The sequence below is a fragment of the Stappia indica genome, from assembly GCF_020177335.1.
Lineage (GTDB): Bacteria > Pseudomonadota > Alphaproteobacteria > Rhizobiales > Stappiaceae > Stappia > Stappia indica_B.
In genome coordinates this window covers 155,714-175,034 of record NZ_JAIVMG010000005.1, presented here as the reverse complement: position 1 = coordinate 175,034, position 19,321 = coordinate 155,714, and the positions used below count along the sequence as shown (strand labels likewise).

Below are 19,321 nucleotides of genomic sequence, written 5' to 3'. Positions count from 1 at the left end.
CTTGTTGCGATCCGTTAGGTTCGCCGCCACATCTAGCATGACAATCAGGAATCCATATGGCTAAGGAAGAAGTCCTCGAGTTTCCGGGGGTGGTTTCGGAACTGCTCCCCAATGCGACCTTTCGCGTGAAGCTGGAAAACGACCACGAGATCATTGCCCATACCGCTGGCCGGATGCGCAAGAACCGGATTCGCGTGCTCGCCGGCGACCGGGTTCTGGTGGAAATGACGCCCTACGACCTGACCAAGGGCCGCATCACCTACCGTTTCAAGTGATCCTGCCTGTCGTTGCCGCCCCGGCGGCCACGCGGCGGACCGAGAGGCCGCGCCTGACATGACCGACCGTCCCCAGCTTGTCCTGGCGTCCGCCTCGCCGCGGCGCCTTGCGCTGCTGCAGCAGATCGGGATCGACCCGGACACGCTCATGCCGGCGGATATCGACGAGACCCCGCGCAAGGGCGAGACCCCGCGCGCGCTGGCTCAGCGGTTGGCACGCACCAAGGCGGAAGTGGCGCGCCGCGCCGCCGATCGGGTCGAGGAAAACATCGACGGGCTGGTGCTGGCCGCCGACACGGTTGTCGCCGTCGGCCGGCGCATTCTGCCGAAGGCCGAAACCCGCGCGGAGGCCGAGGCCTGCCTGCAACTGCTGTCGGGGCGTGGACACCGGGTCTATACGGGCCTTTGCGTCAGTGCGCCGAAGGATGTCGCTCGCCAGCGTCTCGTGGAAACGCGGGTGCGCTTCAAGCGCCTGTCTCGCGCCGAGATCGAGGCCTATCTGGCCAGCGGTGAATGGCGGGGCAAGGCCGGGGGCTATGCCATCCAGGGGCTTGCCGGCGCCTTCGTGGTCAAACTGACCGGCTCCTATTCCAATGTGGTCGGCCTGCCGCTCCAGGAAACATCGGCCCTGCTTGGCGGTTTGAAATACCCGGTTCTGGGATCCTGGCACGATCCGGCGCGGGTCCGCGCCTGATCGTTTGCAGGCCGATGCACGCACGCTTGGCATAGCGGGCGGTCGACGGTCGTGCCACACTGACATACACTTGAGCCAGGCATGGCTCGCTCCACACGGGAAATGGCATGACGGATTCTGAGGACAAGAAGACCGCACAGCGGCCCGTGCGGCCCTGTCCGCAATGCGGAAAGCTGTCGTTGGAGGCCTTCTATCCCTTCTGCTCCAAGCGCTGTGCCGATGTGGATCTCAATCGCTGGCTGTCCGGCAGCTACAGTGTGCCTGTTGTCGAGCTCGAGCCGGAAGACCTTGAGGAACTGGCGCGCCGGCAGGAGGAAGGCTGACCCTGGCCGGGGAGCCGGGACGATACCTTGCGGATCACTGTGATCCCGGTCACGTCGTCTCGCTGCTCAGAGGTATAGTGTTGGTTCTGCGCATGGTGACATGCGGCGAACGTTCTGGAGGCTGATACGATGCGCCGTTGTTGTCCTCTTCGCCTATCCCGCGCCGCTGTTCTGCTTCTGCCGGCTCTTCTGCTTGTCGGCAGCGTTGCCGGAGCTCGGGCCGAGGACGGGGTAGGGGTCGCCAGCGCTGTCGACCAGAGCGCCCGGAGCCAGCGCGGCGCCGGCCCGCTGAAAACGGTGCGGATCGGCAAGGCCGTGTTCCAGAACGAGCGCATTCGAACCGGCGGCAAGGGGCTTGTGCAGGTGCTGCTCGCCGATGGGTCCAATTTCCTGATCGGGCCGAATTCCGATCTGGTGATCGACGAGTTCGTCTATCAGCCGGCGGGCACCAGCCGGATGATCGCCACCTTCGGCAAGGGCGTTGCCCGCTATGTCGGTGGCAAGCTGTCGAAGACGCGCGGCGGCGTGACGATCCGCACCCGTCAGGGCACCATCGGCGTGCGCGGCGGCATGGCCAACCTGCTCGATCGCGGTGATCGCTCAATCTATTCGTTCCTGTTTGGCAAGGACCTGACCTTTGTTGGTCGGGATGGCCGCAAGCTGCGCGTCTATCGGCCCGGTTTCGCGATCGAGGCCAGCGGCGGCGCCGGGCGTGTGATCCGGACGCCTCCCTCAATGACCCGCGAGGTGGCGCGATTGCTGACCGGGCGGGGCGGATCTGGCCGGCCCCCCTCCGAAGCCGCCTTGCAACGCTTTTCCAGCGTCAACTCGGCGACGCCGCCGCAACCGGGTCAGCCGATCCCGGCGCCGGTGATCCTGTCCACGCCGCGCCGCGCGCCGGATGGCTACGTCGACTACAACCGCGCCAACCAGGCCTATGCCGGCCCCCGAAAGGTTCTTTGCACCTACGGGTGCTGAGGTACGCTTGGTCTTGGCTCCTTCTTCTTTGCCTGACCACCACTCCTGATTGCCGCTGATCGAACCTACCTGCGGCGCTGTTGGCTGCGTGATACCAGCGGTGAATTGCGAAGAGAACCCGCTCTGTCGCAGTGCTTTCACTGGACCTCTTCAAGCCATGGTGGCACTGTTTGCCTGCCGGTTTCGGGGGGCGCTGCCTTCTTTTTCACGGCGTCCCGGAAGGCCCCGGCATGTCAGTGGGGCCGGCATGTCAATTGGGAGAGATGGTCTATGAAACAATTGGTTTATGGATTGAGCCTGGCGCTGCTCGGGCTGGGCGCGACACCGTCACAGGCCGACTATGCGTTGACCATCCTGCATATCAACGACCTGCATTCCCGCCTCGAACCGATCACCAAATACGATTCCACTTGCGCCGCCGACGATGATGCCGAGGGCAAGTGCTTTGGTGGGATCGCCCGGGTCAAGGCGAAGGTCGACGAGCGCCGCGCCGCGCTGGCGGCGGAAGGCAAGAACGTCATTACCCTCGATGCCGGCGACCAGTTTCAGGGCTCGCTGTTCTACTCCACCTACAAGGGCAAGGCGGCGGCCGAGTTCATGAATGCCATCGGCTTCGATGCCATGGCCGTGGGCAATCATGAGTTCGACGATGGTCCGCAAGGGCTGGCGGATTTCCTTGAAAAGGTCGAGTTCCCGGTTCTGTCGGGCAACATCGGCGTGGAGAACGAGCCGTCACTGAAGGGGAAGGTTCCGGGGTCGGTTATCCTCGATGTCGGCGGGCAGCGGGTCGGCATCGTGTCGGTCCTGGCCGAGGATACGGCCGAAACCTCCTCGCCGGGCAAGAATGTCGGTTTCTTGCGGGCGGAGACCTATCTCAAGGGGGCGGTCGAGGGCATGGAGGCCGCAGGGGTCGACAAGATCATCGCCCTGACCCATGTGGGTCTGCCGCGCGATCTGGAGGTGGCCTCGCGGGTGCCGGGCATCGACCTGATCGTCGGTGGTCATTCCCACACGCTGCTCTCCAATACCGACAAGAAGGCGGCTGGTCCCTATCCGGTGCTGGTGCAGAACCCGCGCGGCCGCCAGGTGCCGGTCGTCCAGGCCTATGCCTATGGCAAGTACCTCGGCGAAATCGAGGTGGTGTTCGATGACGATGGCAACGTTGTCTCCGCTGCGGGCAACCCGATCCTGCTCGATGCTTCCGTCCCGGCGGACAAAGCGGTCGCCGCCCGGGTGGCGGAACTCGCCGTGCCGCTGGAGGAACTGCGTACCAAGGTCATAGGCAGCACCAGTGACACGATCGACGGATCGCGCGACAGCTGTCGCTTGCAGGAATGCACCATGGGCAATCTTGTGGCCGATGCCATGCTGGCCCGGGTCAAGGACCAGGGCGTGCAGATCGCCATTCAGAACGGCGGCGGGCTGCGCGCCTCCATCGATGCTGGGGAGGTGACCATGGGCGAGGTCATCACCGTCCTGCCGTTCCAGAACACGCTCTCCACCTTCCAGCTCAAGGGCAGCGATGTGATCGCCGCGCTGGAAAACGGTGTGTCGCTGGTGGAGGAGGCGGGTGGCCGTTTCCCGCAAGTTGCCGGCATTCGCTACTCCTGGACCCGGGCGCGCAAGCCCAAGGAGGGGCGGATCATCTCCGTTGAGGTCGATGAGGAGGGTACCTGGGTGCCGCTCGACCCGGAGAAGGTCTATGGCGTCGTGTCGAACAACTACATGCGCGGCGGCGGCGATGGCTATCGCATCTTCGCCGATGCCGGAGCCAATGCCTATGACTATGGCCCGGGCCTTGAAGAGGTGGTCGCCGACTATGTCGGGAACCTGCAAGGCGGATACACGCCCTATCTGGACGGGCGCGTGCGCGAGGTGAAATAGCGCCGCGCCAGGAGGTGGAGCGCGCTCTACGCCTGCTGCCTTATGACGCCGTCCGGTTTCCCCGGGCGGCGTTTTTTGTTGCCTTCGCTCTGAAGCCAAGGGAATGCGCGGTGTTGTGACAAGGCAACATGCAGCGAGAAACCGGGGTGGGCGAGGTCGCCGGGTGGGACTCATCGGACGGCATGACCTAGAGTTATGTTCGGTTTCCTGAAAGCCTCCGGGAGGGTGCGGTGAGCGCAGTGCGCGGCCGGTCGAATCTGTGTCTGGTGTCCGGTCTTGCGTTGCTTGTTGTCTGCGGGGCGGTGAGCGCGCCCGCATGTGCGGAAGCGGATCTGCCCGGAACGACAGGTCTTGAGGTGGAAAATCCCGCGCTGCTTGCGCGCCAGGCGGAGCTTCTTGCCGCGATGCTGCGTGATCCGGCAAATCTCGACATCGCCTTCGAATACGCCGCGCTATCCGCGCGGATCGGGGATTTGGAAGCTGCGGTCGGGACCCTTGAGCGGATGCTGGTTTTTGCTCCCGACCAGCCGCGTATCCGGTTGGAGCTGGGGGCGCTCTATTTCCGCCTCGGGTCGTTTGACATGGCCCGGACGCATTTCGAGGCAGTATCTCAGACGCCCAGCGTCCCTGAGGAGGTCGCCGCGCGCGCGGCGACTTTCCTGACGGAAATCGACGGGCAAGAGGCGCCGGCGACGCTGTCCGCGACGCTGATGACCGGTGTGCGCTATCAGACCAATGCCAATGCCGGTCCCGGCGGGCGCGTGGTGGTCCTGAACGGACTTCCCTATCTGCTCGACAACACCTCCTCGGGCAAGCCGGACTGGAACGTGTTCGTCGCCGGCAACGTGCATGGGGCCTATGACCTTGGCAATCAGGGCGACCTGCTGGAAGCCGATCTCCTGTTCTATGGCGGGCGCTATCTGGACATCACCCGGCTCAATACCGAGTTGGCCGAACTGACCGTCGGACCGTCCTTCAATCTGGCGCGGTTCGACATCGATGATGCCCGGCTCGGCGTCTATGGCATCATTGGCGGCGTGCGTCTGAACGAGGGCAACTACTCCGGCGCGCTGGGGGCGGGCACGCGGTTTGCCATCCTGCCGTCATCGCTGTCCAGCGTGACCGGCCGGGTCGAGTTCCGACGGCGCTGGTTCCGCGACACGCTGACCTATCCCACGATCAGCAATCGGGATGGCTATCAACTGCTCGCCCAGATCACCCATACCCGGCAAGTGACAGAAAACTGGGCGGTGCGCGGCAAGCTGCTAGGGGATTTCGAGGAAGCGAGCGCCAATTTCGAGCAAAGCTGGGAACTGGGCGTCGCACTCGGCGCCACTTATTCCTTCGCCTCACCCATCGAGCGGCTGGATTTGCCCTGGCTGCTGGACGCCGACGCAGGCTACATCCGGCGCGAGTTCGCGGCGCCCAATCCATCGGTGAGCCTCACCGAAAGCGAATACGACAATGAGTTCTGGCTGCGCGGTGCGGTGACGGTTCCGCTGCGTTTCGATGTTGCCCTGGCGCTGAGCGCCGAATTCCGGCGGATGCAGTCCAACTACCAGATCAAGGATTTTTCGAATTTCTCGACGGCGTTGAGCGTCATCAAGACCTTCTGAGGCAGGTTTGTGGTGCTGATTCTTCGCCAAGGGGCGGGAGGTTTGCACAGGAGCAGCGCCCCGGGCGTCGATGGTCCGGGTCTCTCCGTCCGGTGATCTTCCCAGTAGCGCAACGGGGGAGGTGGGTACTGGAAGGTACAGAAAACCGCCATTCTTGCAAGGAGGGAGCCGGGCGCGCTGCCGGACGGCGGCGGCGGCGGGAGGCGGAAAAATCCCGGGGTGAAAGTCACTTGTGTAAAACTTGAAGCCGGCAACTGGACAGGTCCGCAAGGGTCTTCTATAAAACCGGCACTTCGAAGCGCTCAGCACCTTTTCGCAGCGCTCGGGCCCAGGTAGCTCAGTTGGTAGAGCAGCGGATTGAAAATCCGCGTGTCGCTGGTTCGATTCCGGCCCTGGGCACCACTTACCCCATTGAAATCGTTAGAAGATTTTTCGGGTGGCATCGCTGTTGCCCCTCGGTTTGACGGGATTTTCAATCCGGTTTGACAGTTTTTGTTCGCCGGTCGTTCACGGCGGTTTCGAAAATGGCGCCCACATCCCCCATCTTTCGGCGAAGGTCGGCGGCCTTGCTGTAGTGCCGGGCCATGTCCTCGGTCTTCTGCCCGAGTGCATCGGCAATGGTGCGGTCATCGCAGCCGGCTTCGCGAAGGATCGTCGCCACGGTGTGGCGCAGGCCGTAGAGCGTGAGGCCGGGTTGCACCTTGCCGGCATCCTCCAGGTTTCGGCGCAAGGTCGTCCAGGAGGCCCGGAAGCCGGAGACCGTCCAGGGGCGGCCTTTTGAGTTGGCGCACAGCGTCAGGGCGTCGTGTGCCGGCGCCGCGTCCAGGATGTCTTGCAGCGGCGCGATAACGGGCCAATAGACCGGCGCGCCGGTTTTGGAGCGTTCCGTTGCAATGGCGCCGTTCTTGAAGAAGGTGCGGGGCAGGGTGAGCGCGTCTTGCGGTCCCAGGCCGGTGAACATCATCAGCCCGAGCGCCGGCAGCATTTGCGCGGGGGCAGCCTCCAGCACCGCATGCCGTTCGGCATCGCTCCAGGGGCGGTTCGCCATGGGTGCGCCGCGCTTCCGGCGCACACCTCGCACACCAAGCGCCGGGTTGACCTTCACGAACCCGCGTTCCTTGCCCCAGGAGAAGAGAAGGGAAATCACCTGTTTGACATAGGTGCCGAAGCGCGCGCCCCGTTTGGCTTCCGCCCGGTCGCGGATCTTGACCACCAGCGGCGAGGTGAATTTCGCAAGTTCGGTGTCGCGGATCGGGTAGAGGTAATCGAACACCCGTTGATAGTCGGCGCGGGTGCGTGGTGCCTTTTCCATGAAATCAGGGCTGGCGCGGTATTTCTCAATGAGCTTGCCGAGCGTTCCCGGCTTGGGTTCGCCGGCGATGGCAAGCGCGTCGGTGATGCGCTGGCACTCGGCGAAGAAGGCGGCCGAACCAAGCGGCGCCCGGTCCAGGTTGACTTTCTGCCGCGTCTTGCGGTGGTAGCACCGCCACTTGCCGAAGCGGTCCTTGAAGATCTGGAAGCCGCGCACGCGCACCACGGTCATGGGATCAGCCCAACTTGTCGAGGATGGCGTCGTCGCTGTCGGCGTCTCCCGCCTTGAGACCATCAAGCCATGCGTCGAGGTCGCGAGCGTCCCACAGGCGCAGGCCGTTCGGCATTTCCACTGCGGTGACCGGGCAAAGGCCCTCGAATGCCTTGGCGGCCATTCCGCAGTAGCTGGCCGCAGCGGATTTCTTGAGCATCCGGAACGGGGGAACATTCACTTCAATAAGGGCTCTGTTCATCGTCTCACCTCGCTTGAAAAAAGCGGTCTGCCCATGCCCGTCATGAGGTGCCAGCGGCGGCGGGCATGGGCTTCAGGCGGGACCGCGCCGCCCAGGAGGCCCGCCGCTAGATCGCGTGGCCGGTGATCAGGATGCGCCCGGTGGCGGCCGCCAGCGCGGCGGCTTCAAGCGCGGTGCCGATCCGCAGATTGGCGGTTGCGGTGGTGGTCACCACCTTGGCGGTGTCGTCCCAGTAGATCGGCGCACCGGCCGTCAGGGAGGCGCCGGCATCCTTGTCCAGGTCGAACACGCCATCGGTGGCGATTTCCACCTGTTCGCCTTCCAGCGCCGAATTTGCGGCAACGCCGAACAGGTGATCGACCAGGACGCCATCCCCGGCGTTGAGGCCGCCGGCCGGCGCGGTGACGGTCACGAATTTTCCCTGTTGCACGAAGTTCTTCATGTCATGTGCCTTTCGAGGAATTGATGTAGACGACGCGGGCAGCGGGCTTGCCCGAGTGTGCGGATATCTGCCGCTCCAGGTCGGCAATCGCTGCCGCAAGCTCGCCGTCGCTGCGATACTCGACCTTGCTGCCATCCGAATCGATGGCGCGGCGGCCGCCGACGCGGATCTTGCGCAGCGCCTCCAGCCGTGTTGCCAGCTCGGCGAGCGTTGCCATTACTGCCCCTCGTTCATGTACCAGCCGCGCCAGTCGAGAAACGAAGCGCCGTAGTCGAGCCGAACTTTGACCTCCACGCCATCGACCTCGAAGCCGGCGCGGCTGTCGGTCTGCGGCCCTTCCGAACCCATGAGATAGGCATATTCCAGCCCCTCGACCGTGGCCGGATCGGCGGCGATGTACCAGCGCTTCACGTCGGTCAGGCGGGGTTCCACCACCAGTTCCAGCTTGCCGCCGAACACATTCACGTCGGCGGTCTTGGTCGGCTGGATCGCGGCAAGGATTTCCTCCGCCGTGGTCTCCAGCTCCGGCGGCACCACCAGGAATTTCGGGGCAATGGCGATCGGCCGGCCGTTGATGCCTTTCTGCCGGCGCATGGCGAGCCGTGCGGCGGACAGTGCGTCCTTGGAAAGCGCCCCGCCAGCGGCGGCAAGGTTGCCGTGGTCGGCGTGGAACACCGGCTTGCCGTCATCCATCACCGGGCCGATGCCGCCGCCCTTGGTGAGAAGGTCCACCAGGAATTGCGCCTCGAATTCCGAAGACGCGGTGCCGAGCTTGCCGGCCAGATCGGTGAAGGCCCCGAGATCGTCGTTGACCAGCGCTTGCCGGGTCAGGCCGACAATCGTCCCGTAGGTGCCGATTGCGTAGGTTTCCTTCGCCTCCACGAAGCCCGAATACTTGTATTCGCCATGCTCGTTGACCTTCTCCAGCCTGGCGATATCGGCCGCCTGCACCTTGGTCTTGGCGCGAAAGTCCTTGTGGGTGGTCTGCCGTGCCAGCCGCTTCAGCGTGCCCGGTGCCGAGGCATAGGCCGCCCGCAGGGTGCGGTTCGCCGTGTCGGCGAAGATGGTGGCAAAGTCGCTGGTGGTGTGCAGCGCCCGGGTGATCGTGTCGGCCGGGTTGAGGCCGGTGGTGGAGACGCCCGAGCGCTGCAGGCAATCGCGCGCCATGTCCAGCGTCGTCATGCCGGCGAAGGCCCGCGCCTGATCCGACAGCTCATGTGCCGGGTTGACCCGCGTTGCATAGACCGCTTCGCCCATCCGCGTGGCGATGGTCGCCGGGTCATCATGGTGGTGCATTGCGCTGGTGCGGGCGGTCGGTGCGGCCGCGCGCTGCGTGCGCAGGGTGTCGAGCGCCGCGGCGCGTGCCTCGGTTTCGCTGGCGCCGCGGTCGATCTGCGCATTTGCCCAATCGGACCCCAGATCAAAGGTATTGGCGAGCGCCCGGATTTCCTGATTTGCCGCCGCGCGGGTTTCCGTGGGGGCGGGCGGCGTGGCCGCCGGCGCCGCATTGGCCGGGGGCGCGTCCGGAGTATGTGTTTCGGGGGGCATGGTGGTTCCTCGAATTTGTGCGGCGGGGTCGGCTCCGACCGCCACAAGGCTGACTTCGCGTAGCTCCCACTGCGTGACGGTGCGGACCCGTGCGCCCGAATTCGGGTCCTTGCCGTCGCGCCATGTCTTCGGGAGATAGCCGACACTCACGTTTCGGATGATCCCGGCGCGGACGTCCTGCCAGACGTCATCGCGGCGGGTGGAAAACTGAACCTTGACGATCAGCCGCCCCGGCTCGAAGCGAACCGAGCGAACGACGCCCAGCACATTGTCGAGGCCGTCTTGCCGGTGGCTGTCCAGCAGCGGCAGGCCCTCCAGGCGGGTCAGGTCCACCGCGCCTTCGCTGACCTCCAGCACCTCCAGAAAGGTTCCGCGCATGTCGTGGCGGGGAACGCCTGCGCCGGTCGAGGCGACCAGCTCGACGGTGCGCGCCTTGTCGTCCACGGTGGCGGGGGTGAAACCCGCCCGCATCAGGGTCGGAGCGGTCATTGTACTGCCTCCTGTTGGCCGATCCCGAGCCGGTCGAGCCGCGCCGCGTCGGCGGCAATCTCCGCGTCCACGTCTTCCGCGTCATAGCCACGTTCGGCGATGATTTCGGAGCGGCTGCGCAGCCGGTTGTTCAAGGCGACTTCCGCCGCCTTGGCATCGCTTTCCGGGTCCACCCAGGGCCAGGCCGGGGGAAGCCACTTGGCCGCTTCGAAGGCGGCGGGGTCTGCCTGATAGGCCGTCGCCGGAATGGTGCCGGCAAGCACCTGGTGGCGAATGAAGGAGCGCCAGACCGGCCGGCACAGGCCGAACACCATCACATGGTGTTGGATCGACTGGCAGAAGCGGCGGAACTCCAGCAGCGCCGCCCGGGCGCTCGAATAGTTCACCTGGGAATAATCGCCGGTCGCCTGTTCGTAGGTGACGCCCATGCCGGCGGCGATCAGGCGGAAGGTGGTGCCCATCAGCGCCCCCGCGCCGCCCTGGTCGGGCACCTCCGGGAACTCCACCGACTTGCCCGGCGGCAGGGGAATGAGCGCGCCCGGTTCCAGCCCGGCTTGCAGCACGGTCCCGCTTTGTTCCCCTTCATAAAGGGGGCTGCCATCGGTTTCGGTGATGAACCCGGCGTGCAGGGCGGCGACCTTGGCCCGCATCAAGAGCGCATCGCAAAGGGCATCCAGCTCCCGTGCCGGCAAGAGGACAGGGGCGAACCAGGACAGGCCGCGCACCTGGCCGGGAACCAGCGGACGGAACAGGTGAATGATGTCGCTCGCCGGCATCCGCGCGGGCGCGCTTGGAAGGCCGGCGAGCGTATCGCCCGGCGCTGCCCGGCGAATGTGATAGGCGGTGATCCGCCCGAAGGTGTCGAATTCCACGCCCTGATAAACGGCGGCCCCGCTTTCGTGGGTGCGCGTCATGGAGCGGTCGAGCTGTTCCGGGTGCAGCCTGCGCAGTTGCGGCGCGCCCGTGTCCGGATCGGGGGTGAAGGTGAACAGCGCCTCGCCGAAGCTGGCAAGGTCGCGTACCGCCAGTTGCTGGAGGCCGTAGAAGTCTGTCAGACCGTCCGCGTCCGCCGCATCGGTCCAGGTCTTGAAGCGCCGGTGCAGCGCCTGGCGGGTCGCCTCGTCCTCATGTTCGGAGCGGGGCTTGATCCCGTCGCCGGCAATGTTGGTCGCCAGGCATTCCAGCATCCGCACCCCGGTCGGGTTGTTGAGGCCGTAGTGCAGGGCTCGGGCGGCGACCGTGGAGGCAACCCCGTGCAGCGTGCCGGCGCTGGTGACGGTTGGCGCATCCCGCCAGCGGCGGCCGCCGCCGCCCGCGTCGAGCGAGCGTTTCGGGAAGACGGCATCGAAGATGCGGCGGGCGAGGGGGCGCATGGGTCAGGCCTCGCCGCCGGCGTCCGGGGTGAACAGCCGACGGAAGAGCGGGGCAAGAGAAAGCACGCCGTGGAGGGGGTATCGCAGCGCCCGGCGCTTATGGGCCATCCGGATAAGCCCTTTGTCCGCTTCCGACAGGTCTTCCCCGCCGCCTTCCAGAGCGTAAATGAGCCGTTCGTTCGGCCACGGATGTTCCGTGAAGTAGAAGCCGATGAGGTTGCCCTCCAGATCGCCCCCGTAAACGAAGTGCCAGTGGAGTTCGCCCCGCTTTGCCGCGTCTACAACCGTCTCGATACCGCTCGGCTGGCGCAGGTATCCATCTTCCTGGATCCACGGATATCTGTGATCGAGGTTCTTGAAGGCCCGTCCCAGGCCTTCGAGTCGGGATACATGAACGCCCGAGTTGACGAAGAAGTTGTAGAGCCTCGCCGCCGCCAGGTGACGGTCGTTGTAGTAGGATCGGGAATGAGGATCATTCCCCGACCGTTCCGGGGGTTCGAACATAAACAGGCCGTTCACCGTCCAGTGACGGATTTGCCGTGCGAGATAGCCCTCTTCCTGACCTGTGCAGCGTGCGAGACGTGCGGTCATGTCCTTGACGCTCATCCTGCTCATAAGATCACCTTTCCCAACAATAAATGTTGCATATTGATAGGTGGTGCGGGGCACTCTGTCAATTGTTTGTGACATTATTTGTTGGAAGTTGTGGTGTGCGCCCTTTCGCACAGGTGGAACGGGTGCCATTCGTGGGCCATGAAGTGATCGGCGCCGAGGCTATTGGGGTCCTCGCCGGTCGTTGCGGCGATGGCGTCCACGGCGGAATAGAGCGCGCGTGTGAGTGCCCGCAGAAGCGCGGAGACCTCGTAGGCCGGCGCGTCGTCGGGGATGAATTCGTAAAGCTTGTTGGCGAGATCATAGGCGAGCATGGTTTGCACCATGGCGCCGGCCGGGCTTGTCGCCAGCGTGCCGCAGGCTTCCGCCTGCAACAGGTCGATGCGGTCCAGCACCTCACGTTCCATGCGGTCCAGCCGGATCTTGCGAGCGCCCTGCACGGCGCATCCTTCCCCGTCCAGCCGCGCCCATTCACGCGACAGCTCGGCAAGTTCCCGGCCGATGGCCGCAACACGACAGTCAGTCATCGGGAACCCTCCTGGTGGCCATGCGCCCACTGGCGTTGATCGTGCCGCGTGGCGGGGGCGGTGCCGTCGTCCTCGTGGTCGGCTGGGTCGTGTTCCAGTGCCGGGGCGTGCAGCTCATCGAAGGACCAGAAGTGCAAGCGGCTGTCCTGCCGCTCCGATCCGTGCACCGTCCAGCCGTGGGGATACTCGCCCTCGCCGGAGGGATCGCGCTCGCCGCGCTCCCGGTGCGGGCCATCGCCCGGCCAGGAGAGGTAGGGCTCGCCGTCGCCGGTTTCCTCGTAGTCACAATCCCCGTCGATCTGGTCGAGCAGGGCGACAAGGTTCTCAATCGCCGCTTCGATGCGGGCGCGGGTGGCCGGCTCGATTGTCAGCCAGACCGGGACGCACCTTCCCCGTTCACGAAAATGGATGCCCATCCGTGTCTCCTGTGGTATGAAAAGTGTAACGACGTGACCAATTAGGCATCCTGAAACGGTCACGTCAAGACAAAATAGTCACAGGGTAACACAATGAATGCGGCTCAATGCCGAATGGCGCGTGCAGCTTTGGGCTTGGGAATCAGGGAGGTTGCCGATTTGGCGAAGGTCTCTCCCACGACCGTCACGCGCCTTGAACGCGGGGAAGAGCTGAAGCCGCGCACGGTCGAGGCGATCCGCGCCGCCCTGGAGGCGGCCGGCGTGATCTTCATTGACGAGAACGGCGAAGGGGCGGGCGTGAGGTTGCGGAAGACATGACTGCCTTGGCTATCCTCCACGAGCTTAAAGAAATGAAACGCCCCCTAGATTGGGGCCGTATTCGCGAAATTACAATTGAGCTAGATAATATATCTCTGACGAATGAAGAAAAAAGATCGATTGGACGTATAAAAACTGCAACGGAGAGAAATTTTAACTCCGCTGTATCCGCAGTTTGGCAAGCGTTTGGTCGTCGCGTAACTGATGAGGATGGTTTTCCTTTATCTCGAAGGTAAGTGAAATAATTCTGGAGTTTGGCGAGTGATCCCTACCGTCCCCTTTCGAGGTGTCTATTACCCTCCTGGCCGTGGTCGTAGCCACGATGAAGTTATGAGGAAGAACAAGCTGGTAGAGAAGATCGTCAACTACGTGAATCATCAGATCGCTGATGATCCGAGCAAGCACCAACAGTTGTCGTTCCGGATGATCGCTTTGGAGCTCGGATGCACCGAAAATGAAGTGCATGACGCCCTCGGTGGCGATGGCGGAAGTGGATGTTTTCTGGTCATCAATTCCGAGCAAAGAGAGGCACTGGAACTATATCGGTCGACCAGTTGACGGCGAAGGGATTGCCATGATGGCAATGGCGAGGGGCCTGCATCATGCAGGCCCCTTCGGGTGTTCGTATGGCACGAATACCTCGCTACCCCATCCACCCCGACCGGATCACCCCCGCCGGCTTCGTCGGCCGCACCTCCGGCCGCGCAAGTGCGTCCCGCCGTTCGTCCCAATTCGGATTGATCACCTGCCGGGCGGCGAAGGCGTAGACCATGCAGTCGAGCGCTTCCGCCCGTCGCCCGGCGATGCGCTCGAACCGCCGTTGCGGTTGTCCCCGAGCATAGCGCACCACGGCGCGCTCGCTGGCGAGCTGTTCGAACCACACCGCCGGCAGCTCCCGGGAAAAGCGTACGCTGGTGCCGGACGAAAGCCGGCCGGCCAGGTGGCTCTTGATCCCGTCCACGCCGACAATCCACAGCCGGCCGCCCTTGATCCGGCTCTTGGAACGCTCGATCCATGGCCGCGCGCCGGACGCGCCCTTGATCGCCAGCACCTTGCGCCCCGCGCGCGGGAAGGCGAAGGCATAGACCGCTTCCATGGTCTCGCCATCGCCGGAATCAATCGCCACCGCATCGAGCGCCAGCGTGCCGCCCGAGGGGTGCGGGAAGCGGGTTTTCAGGAGGCTGTCCAGCTCCGCCCAGGTGGCGCCATCGGCCGGCAGGCCCCAGACCACGGAATGCCCCAGGGCGAAGGCATCGCCCGTCCGGCCCCAGCCGACGAAGGTGATTTCCAGCCGGTCGCGCTGCACGTCCACGCCCGCCGTCACCGCAAGTACGTCTTCCGGCAGCGCCTCGACCGAAAACCCTTCCGCGCGGGCGGCAAGTGCGGCTTCGTCCAGTTCCTCGCCTTCCGCGCGCCAGCCTTGCCCCAGCACCGTGTTGACGAAGGTCTGGAGCAGTTCCGGCGTGTCCTTCGCGGTGAGGAATTCCGCCGCCAGCTTGCCCCAGGAGGCGTTCGCCAGCGGTGACACCAGCGCATTGACGCGGAAGCCGGCATGCCCTTCCACCTCCGGCGCGGTGGCGCGCCAGCGGCCGCCGGCGATCATGGCCGGCTTGTGCCGTTCCTCCACCACCGAACCGCAGGCCGGGCAGGCCCAATGCGCGTCTTGCGGCTGTCCCTCCGGCCAGTGGATATCCCGCCAGGTGATTTCCTGAAACGCGCCGCAGCCGGGGCAAGGCACCTCGAACACCCGCATGTCGGAGCGGCCGTAGGCGTTCAGCACATGCGAGGTTTCTTCGAAGATCGGCGTGGAGCCGATGACAATCTTGCGATCAGGAAACGACAGGGTGCGCTTTTCCGCCAGCAGGATGGGGCTGCCCTCGGCGGTCATTTCCATGGCGTCGGCCTCATCGACGATCAGCACGCGGGTGTTGTGGGCGCGCAGGTTGCGCGGTGATTTCGACGCCACCACCTTTAGCGATCCGCCGGGGAACCGGCGCGACAGCAGCGTGTTGCGGTTCTCCCCGCCGGCTTCGCCGGTCAGCGCCCCGGCCAGCACCGGCGAGGCTTCGAAGGTGGGTTCCACGTTGGTCACGACGAAGTTTCGGCAATCGTCCTCGGTCGGCAGCACGAACAGCACCGGCGCCGGCTCGTTGACCACATGCGAGGCGAGCGCGCCGACCAGCAAGGTGGTGTAGCCGATGCGGGCGGATTTCACGACGGTGACCCGCTCGATGCCCGGATCGCTGATGGCATCGGCAATACCGCGCTGGAACGGATAGAGGCGGATCGGGCCGGGCAGGGCGGACACATCCGCCGGCAGGCGAATTTCGGTTTCGATCCAGTCGGACAGCGCCAGGCGCGGCGGCGGCTGGAGCGCCCGCAGCGCGGCGCGGCGAACGCGGGAAAGCGGTTCATTCGGCATTGGCAAGGTCCTCCAGCGCGTGGCGTAGTTCCGTGTCGATGGCGCCGACGTCATGGGCGGTCAGGTGCGGCAGCACCTGCCGCAGCCGGGAGGGGACGGCGAGAAGCCGGGAGCGCACGCGCCGCAGCATGTCGGTCCATTCCCGTTCCACATCGGCGGCGGGCAACAGGTCCTGGCGCAACAGCGCGTTCTTGAGCGCGGCATGGTCCGCCTGTTCCTTCACCAGCCGCGCCCGTTCGGTCGCCGCGTCGGTGCGGGCGGCAAGCGGCAAGTCGCCCTGGTCGCTTTGGGCGGCGGATCGCTTGGGGTCGATGTTGGACTGGATCCACAGCCGGCCGCGCGCAACGTCAATCCGCCCGTCCGGCTCCACCGGCAGGCCGGCGCGGATCATCTGTGACACCCGCCCCGGCGACACGTTGGCGACCTTGGCGAAATCCGACTTCCGCAAGGTCCGGGGCTCCCCGATCATGTCCGACATATGCACCTTCCGCATATCTAACCCGTTGGCATCATTTGCTTTTAGCTATCAATTTGACTTCAGCGAGAAAAACGCCGGGCTGTGTCTCCCCGCATTGCCTGAGCCTAGGAAGGACCCAAACGCTGGCAGTCCTCCAGGGCGTCGAGAACGTCCACGGGAAACAGCCACCCCTTTTCTCCATGCAATCGGATAGTCATTGGCGGCTTGCCCTTGCGCTGGTGATAGACCTCCGAAAGCCGATCCCATCGCGGATCAGACCGGGGCACGAATTCGGCGCGCTGGCGTCCCGCCTGTTCTGCCGATGATGGAGGTGAGGACGGGGCAGGCGATGCGTTGTCGGTGCCGCTTTCGCCCTGAGCTGGTGCGGGGCTCTCCGGTCGCGGGTGTTCCTCGCGCGTATGCGCGCGCGTTTTTTTTATTTCTTTCTTTTCTATTTGGGGGTCACCGGTGAACCCTTTTACAGGGTGGTTTTGAACCCCTTTCGGCTCATTGCTGGCCCCCTTTTCAGAACAAAAGGGTTCACCGGTGACCCCCTTTTCGGCTGTGTCCACGAGACGATCAAAGCGCAGTTCGTAGTAGTTGGGGTGCCCGCGCCCGCCCTTGCGATGCACGGAAATCAAGCCGACCTTCTCCAGCTTCCGAATAGCGCGCTTGGCGCTGCTGTCGCTTGTGCCCGTGGCTTCCGCCAGGGTGGGCACCGTTGGCCATGCTCTACCGGATCGGGCGTTGATGTAGCCGCACAGAACGATGCCGATGCGCATTTCGGCTGGCGTTAGTCTCTGGTCGATACCAAGCGCCATCATCCAGTTGGCCTTGTCCGAATACTGGATGCGGTAGGTGGCGGGTTTGCGCCCGCGATCCTTCAGAGACGTGACCCTGTTCATCGGCTGCACTCCAGCCGGTCGGCGAGCAACAGCAGGCGGTCGGCCGCGTCGTGCTTGTCCTCAAGGTAGCTTTCCGGCGTCGCGTGCCGGCGCATTCCAATGCGCAGGACAAGGCGCGCCAGATCCCGGATTTCCTCCGAAATCGCGTTTGACAAATCGCCGCTAAGTGCTTGATTTCGTGTCGTCGGTTTGACAGGGGAATTTCGGCTAAAGCGCTGGCGTCCGGAAAGTCCATCGGGATTGAAAATCCGCGTGTCGCTGGTTCGATTCCGGCCCTGGGCACCACCCCCTCTCTTCAGTGCAAAGAAGTCGGCCGCGGTCAGGTCGGGCCGAAAATTCTCATGGCCTGTGGCTGTCGCAGGTCAGGCTTCGGCGAAACCGGGGGATTGGCCGTCCCGCTCGGGATATGAGTGCTGCTTCACACCTGTTACTGCAAGTGTTGGTTTTCGCGCCGCCAATCTGAAGCGCCTATCTTGTCACGACTGATAGTCCTAGGTCCGCCGCGGGTTGGGTTATGGGATTTCGCGAGGCGGTGACGGCGCTCCAGGCGAGGCGGCCCCCTCAGTCTTGTGTCGGGGTACCTAGGACTGGAATTGGCTTGAAGCGCTAAGAAATGAACGGGCGACAGATTGCCCGGTCATTGATGCTATGTCATTGATAGAATGATTTTTTCGTTCGGAACGTCGAGTTGCTCCATGAGTCGGTTGCCGCGAGTGAATTTTCAGCGCAAATGCACGATCGCCTTTAAATGGTAGTTCATGCAAAACCTACGCTGTGGAGGCGCCTCGCCATGATCGGTGCCTGCACGATCCTATCGGGCTGCCTGAGCGATACAGAGAGCCTGACATCGGCGGCGCCCGATCAGCCCTGGTCCTCGTCGGGGCAAGCCGGCGACTATGGCGTTAGCGGGACGCTGGAGGCCAGGCGCGAAGAACCGGCCGTGGTGCAAACCGGAAAAGCCTACAGTCTGGTCGAGTTGATTGATCTTGGCCAGAGACGGCATCCTTCAACTCGAATTGCCTGGCAGCAGGCGCGGCAGGCCGCGACCGCCGTTGGCATGGTGGAGGGAACCTTCCTGCCGCTCATCACCGCGAATGTGATCGCGGGCTATCAGGATGTGGTGACGCCTCTTCCAAATCTTAGGGGAGGGACGGATTACGTCAGCACACAGGCGGGTGGGGTTACCCCAAATATCGCGCTGCAATGGCTGCTTTTCGATTTCGGTGAGCGCCAGGCATTGCTTGAGGCGTCGAAACACACGGCTTACGCGGCCAATGTGAATTTCAACGGCACGCATCAGGCGCTGATCTACAACATTGCGCGGGCCTATTATCAATATGGCGCTGCCAAGCAGAACTTCACAATCGCCAAGCAGACATTGGCGAACAGCCGAAAGGTGCAGGCGGCGGCGGAGGCGCGTTTTTCGAACGGGTTGGGAACGAGCATCGAGACCGCGCAGGCAAAGCAACTGGTTGCCCAGTCGAATTTCCGCATGGTGCAGGCGCAGGAAAGCGTGAAGGATGCATATCAGGGCCTGATCGGTGCCGTTGGCCTGTCGCCGAAATCGACCATTCGCATTGCGACGTCCGCTGCACGTCGACTGCCCAAATCGCATGCCGTGCCGACGGACAAGGTCATCGAACAGGCGCTTTCTCGCCGCCCGGACGTCCTGGCAAGCTACGCCGCAGTGAAGGCGAGCGAGGCGAACGAGCGCGCGGCCGAGGCGGCCTTCTTGCCAAAGGTCTATCTTGGGGCAGTTGCCGCCGCCAATCGCGGCCGGGTTCAAGCGGGAGGTCTTCCCGGTGTTGGTCTCCAGGGCACGACCAGTGGCGTCATGCTCGGTGCGACAATCCCGATCTATGACGGCAATATCCGCGCAAATAAGGAACGTCAGGCGGCCTCCGCCACGGCAGCTGCGGAAGCCGCACATGAGCAGACGCGAAATACTGCGGTGCGCGAAATCCTGATCGCCTCCAACACGCTGGAGTCCGCGCTGGCCTCCTATGAGGCGGCGAGCGAGCTGCGCCGCGCGGCCTCGGTGACCTATGATGCCGCGTTCGAAGCCTACCGGAACGGATTGGGCACTCTGACGGACGTTTCCACTTCGGAAAGTGGCTTGCTCGATGCCAGGCAAGCGCAGGCGGATGCGCATGCCGCCTCGCTGATTGCCGCATCCACGCTCGCCTTTACACTCGGCAATATGACATCGAGCACAGCGCCGGGACTGGCGATGCCCTGATGCGGGGCATCTGCTGCGG

General features: G+C 64.2%; 23 protein-coding genes and 1 tRNA gene. 11 read left to right on the top strand and 13 right to left on the bottom strand.

All coding sequences use genetic code 11. The features are described from left to right. Nucleotides 1-56: 56 nt before the first annotated feature. The 7 genes from infA to LC062_RS09160 all read left to right on the top strand — a co-directional run bounded on the left by infA (nt 57) and on the right by LC062_RS09160 (nt 6,172). Complete coding sequence (infA, locus tag LC062_RS09190; RefSeq protein ID WP_181761704.1) at nt 57-275, top strand: translation initiation factor IF-1; 219 nt, start codon at nt 57-59, stop codon at nt 273-275. A 58-nt stretch (nt 276-333) separates the two neighbouring features. Then, nucleotides 334-969: a Maf-like protein gene (locus LC062_RS09185; protein WP_224910735.1), complete on the top strand. Its 636-nt coding sequence runs from the start codon at nt 334-336 to the stop codon at nt 967-969. 107 nt (nt 970-1,076) lie between these two features. After that, entirely contained in the window at nt 1,077-1,292 is a 216-nt protein-coding gene (yacG, locus tag LC062_RS09180) for a DNA gyrase inhibitor YacG (RefSeq protein ID WP_181761702.1), read from the top strand. A gap of 129 nt (nt 1,293-1,421) precedes the next feature. After that, nucleotides 1,422-2,270, top strand: a complete 849-nt coding sequence (locus LC062_RS09175; RefSeq protein ID WP_224910734.1) for a FecR family protein — start codon at nt 1,422-1,424, stop codon at nt 2,268-2,270. Nucleotides 2,271-2,540: 270 nt separating this feature from the next. Continuing rightward, the gene (locus LC062_RS09170) at nt 2,541-4,154 is read left to right on the top strand and encodes a bifunctional metallophosphatase/5'-nucleotidase (protein ID WP_224910733.1); all 1,614 of its coding nucleotides are present in this window, start codon (nt 2,541-2,543) and stop codon (nt 4,152-4,154) included. Between the two features lie 230 nt (nt 4,155-4,384). After that, on the top strand, nt 4,385-5,770 hold the full coding sequence (locus LC062_RS09165) for a tetratricopeptide repeat protein (protein ID WP_224910732.1): 1,386 nt from the start codon (nt 4,385-4,387) through the stop codon (nt 5,768-5,770). A gap of 326 nt (nt 5,771-6,096) precedes the next feature. Next, nucleotides 6,097-6,172 (top strand) — tRNA-Phe (locus LC062_RS09160). 70 nt (nt 6,173-6,242) lie between these two features. Here LC062_RS09160 and LC062_RS09155 read toward each other — a convergent pair. The 9 genes from LC062_RS09155 to LC062_RS09115 all read right to left on the bottom strand — a co-directional run bounded on the left by LC062_RS09155 (nt 6,243) and on the right by LC062_RS09115 (nt 12,961). Beyond that, nucleotides 6,243-7,313 carry a tyrosine-type recombinase/integrase gene (locus LC062_RS09155; protein ID WP_224910731.1) on the bottom strand — a complete coding sequence of 357 codons (1,071 nt, stop codon included), beginning with the start codon at nt 7,311-7,313 and terminating at the stop codon, nt 6,243-6,245. 4 nt (nt 7,314-7,317) lie between these two features. Beyond that, entirely contained in the window at nt 7,318-7,554 is a 237-nt protein-coding gene (locus LC062_RS09150) for a hypothetical protein (RefSeq protein ID WP_224910730.1), read from the bottom strand. Between the two features lie 106 nt (nt 7,555-7,660). Beyond that, a complete protein-coding gene (locus tag LC062_RS09145) occupies nt 7,661-7,996 on the bottom strand; it encodes a DUF2190 family protein (protein WP_224910729.1) in 336 nt (111 codons plus the stop codon). 1 nt (nt 7,997) lies between these two features. Further along, nucleotides 7,998-8,213, bottom strand: coding sequence for a phage head-tail joining protein (locus LC062_RS09140; protein ID WP_224910728.1), 216 nt, complete (start codon nt 8,211-8,213; stop codon nt 7,998-8,000). Beyond that, on the bottom strand, nt 8,213-10,033 hold the full coding sequence (locus LC062_RS09135) for a prohead protease/major capsid protein fusion protein (RefSeq protein ID WP_224910727.1): 1,821 nt from the start codon (nt 10,031-10,033) through the stop codon (nt 8,213-8,215). Before LC062_RS09135 ends, LC062_RS09140 begins: the two co-directional genes overlap by 1 nt. Beyond that, nucleotides 10,030-11,406: a phage portal protein gene (locus LC062_RS09130; protein WP_224910726.1), complete on the bottom strand. Its 1,377-nt coding sequence runs from the start codon at nt 11,404-11,406 to the stop codon at nt 10,030-10,032. The genes LC062_RS09135 and LC062_RS09130 overlap by 4 nt, the downstream gene beginning before the upstream one ends. 3 nt (nt 11,407-11,409) lie before the next feature. Continuing rightward, nucleotides 11,410-12,012 carry a hypothetical protein gene (locus LC062_RS09125; protein ID WP_224910725.1) on the bottom strand — a complete coding sequence of 201 codons (603 nt, stop codon included), beginning with the start codon at nt 12,010-12,012 and terminating at the stop codon, nt 11,410-11,412. A gap of 83 nt (nt 12,013-12,095) precedes the next feature. Then, on the bottom strand, nt 12,096-12,545 hold the full coding sequence (locus LC062_RS09120; protein ID WP_224910724.1) for a hypothetical protein: 450 nt from the start codon (nt 12,543-12,545) through the stop codon (nt 12,096-12,098). Further along, nucleotides 12,542-12,961, bottom strand: a complete 420-nt coding sequence (locus tag LC062_RS09115) for a hypothetical protein (protein ID WP_224910723.1) — start codon at nt 12,959-12,961, stop codon at nt 12,542-12,544. Before LC062_RS09115 ends, LC062_RS09120 begins: the two co-directional genes overlap by 4 nt. 114 nt (nt 12,962-13,075) lie before the next feature. On the opposite strand from LC062_RS09115, the gene LC062_RS09110 reads away from it, so the two are divergent. From LC062_RS09110 to LC062_RS09100, 3 genes are all read left to right on the top strand, one after another. Beyond that, the gene (locus LC062_RS09110) at nt 13,076-13,279 is read left to right on the top strand and encodes a helix-turn-helix domain-containing protein (RefSeq protein WP_263625553.1); all 204 of its coding nucleotides are present in this window, start codon (nt 13,076-13,078) and stop codon (nt 13,277-13,279) included. Further along, on the top strand, nt 13,276-13,515 hold the full coding sequence (locus LC062_RS09105; protein ID WP_224910721.1) for a hypothetical protein: 240 nt from the start codon (nt 13,276-13,278) through the stop codon (nt 13,513-13,515). Before LC062_RS09110 ends, LC062_RS09105 begins: the two co-directional genes overlap by 4 nt. Before the next feature lie 94 nt (nt 13,516-13,609). After that, nucleotides 13,610-13,837 carry a hypothetical protein gene (locus LC062_RS09100; protein WP_224910720.1) on the top strand — a complete coding sequence of 76 codons (228 nt, stop codon included), beginning with the start codon at nt 13,610-13,612 and terminating at the stop codon, nt 13,835-13,837. 85 nt (nt 13,838-13,922) lie between these two features. Here LC062_RS09100 and LC062_RS09095 read toward each other — a convergent pair whose 3' ends face one another. The 4 genes from LC062_RS09095 to LC062_RS09080 form a co-directional block, all read right to left on the bottom strand. Further along, on the bottom strand, nt 13,923-15,701 hold the full coding sequence (locus LC062_RS09095) for a phage terminase large subunit family protein (RefSeq protein ID WP_224910719.1): 1,779 nt from the start codon (nt 15,699-15,701) through the stop codon (nt 13,923-13,925). Then, entirely contained in the window at nt 15,691-16,179 is a 489-nt protein-coding gene (locus tag LC062_RS09090) for a DNA packaging protein (RefSeq protein ID WP_224910718.1), read from the bottom strand. The genes LC062_RS09095 and LC062_RS09090 overlap by 11 nt, the downstream gene beginning before the upstream one ends. Before the next feature lie 104 nt (nt 16,180-16,283). Continuing rightward, a complete protein-coding gene (locus LC062_RS09085) occupies nt 16,284-17,063 on the bottom strand; it encodes a helix-turn-helix domain-containing protein (protein ID WP_224910717.1) in 780 nt (259 codons plus the stop codon). Continuing rightward, the gene (locus tag LC062_RS09080) at nt 17,060-17,218 is read right to left on the bottom strand and encodes a hypothetical protein (protein ID WP_224910716.1); all 159 of its coding nucleotides are present in this window, start codon (nt 17,216-17,218) and stop codon (nt 17,060-17,062) included. The genes LC062_RS09085 and LC062_RS09080 overlap by 4 nt, the downstream gene beginning before the upstream one ends. Nucleotides 17,219-17,853: 635 nt before the next feature. Between LC062_RS09080 and LC062_RS09075 the strand changes: the two genes are divergently transcribed. Next, nucleotides 17,854-19,302 carry a TolC family protein gene (locus tag LC062_RS09075; protein WP_224910715.1) on the top strand — a complete coding sequence of 483 codons (1,449 nt, stop codon included), beginning with the start codon at nt 17,854-17,856 and terminating at the stop codon, nt 19,300-19,302. Nucleotides 19,303-19,321: the final 19 nt, after the last annotated feature.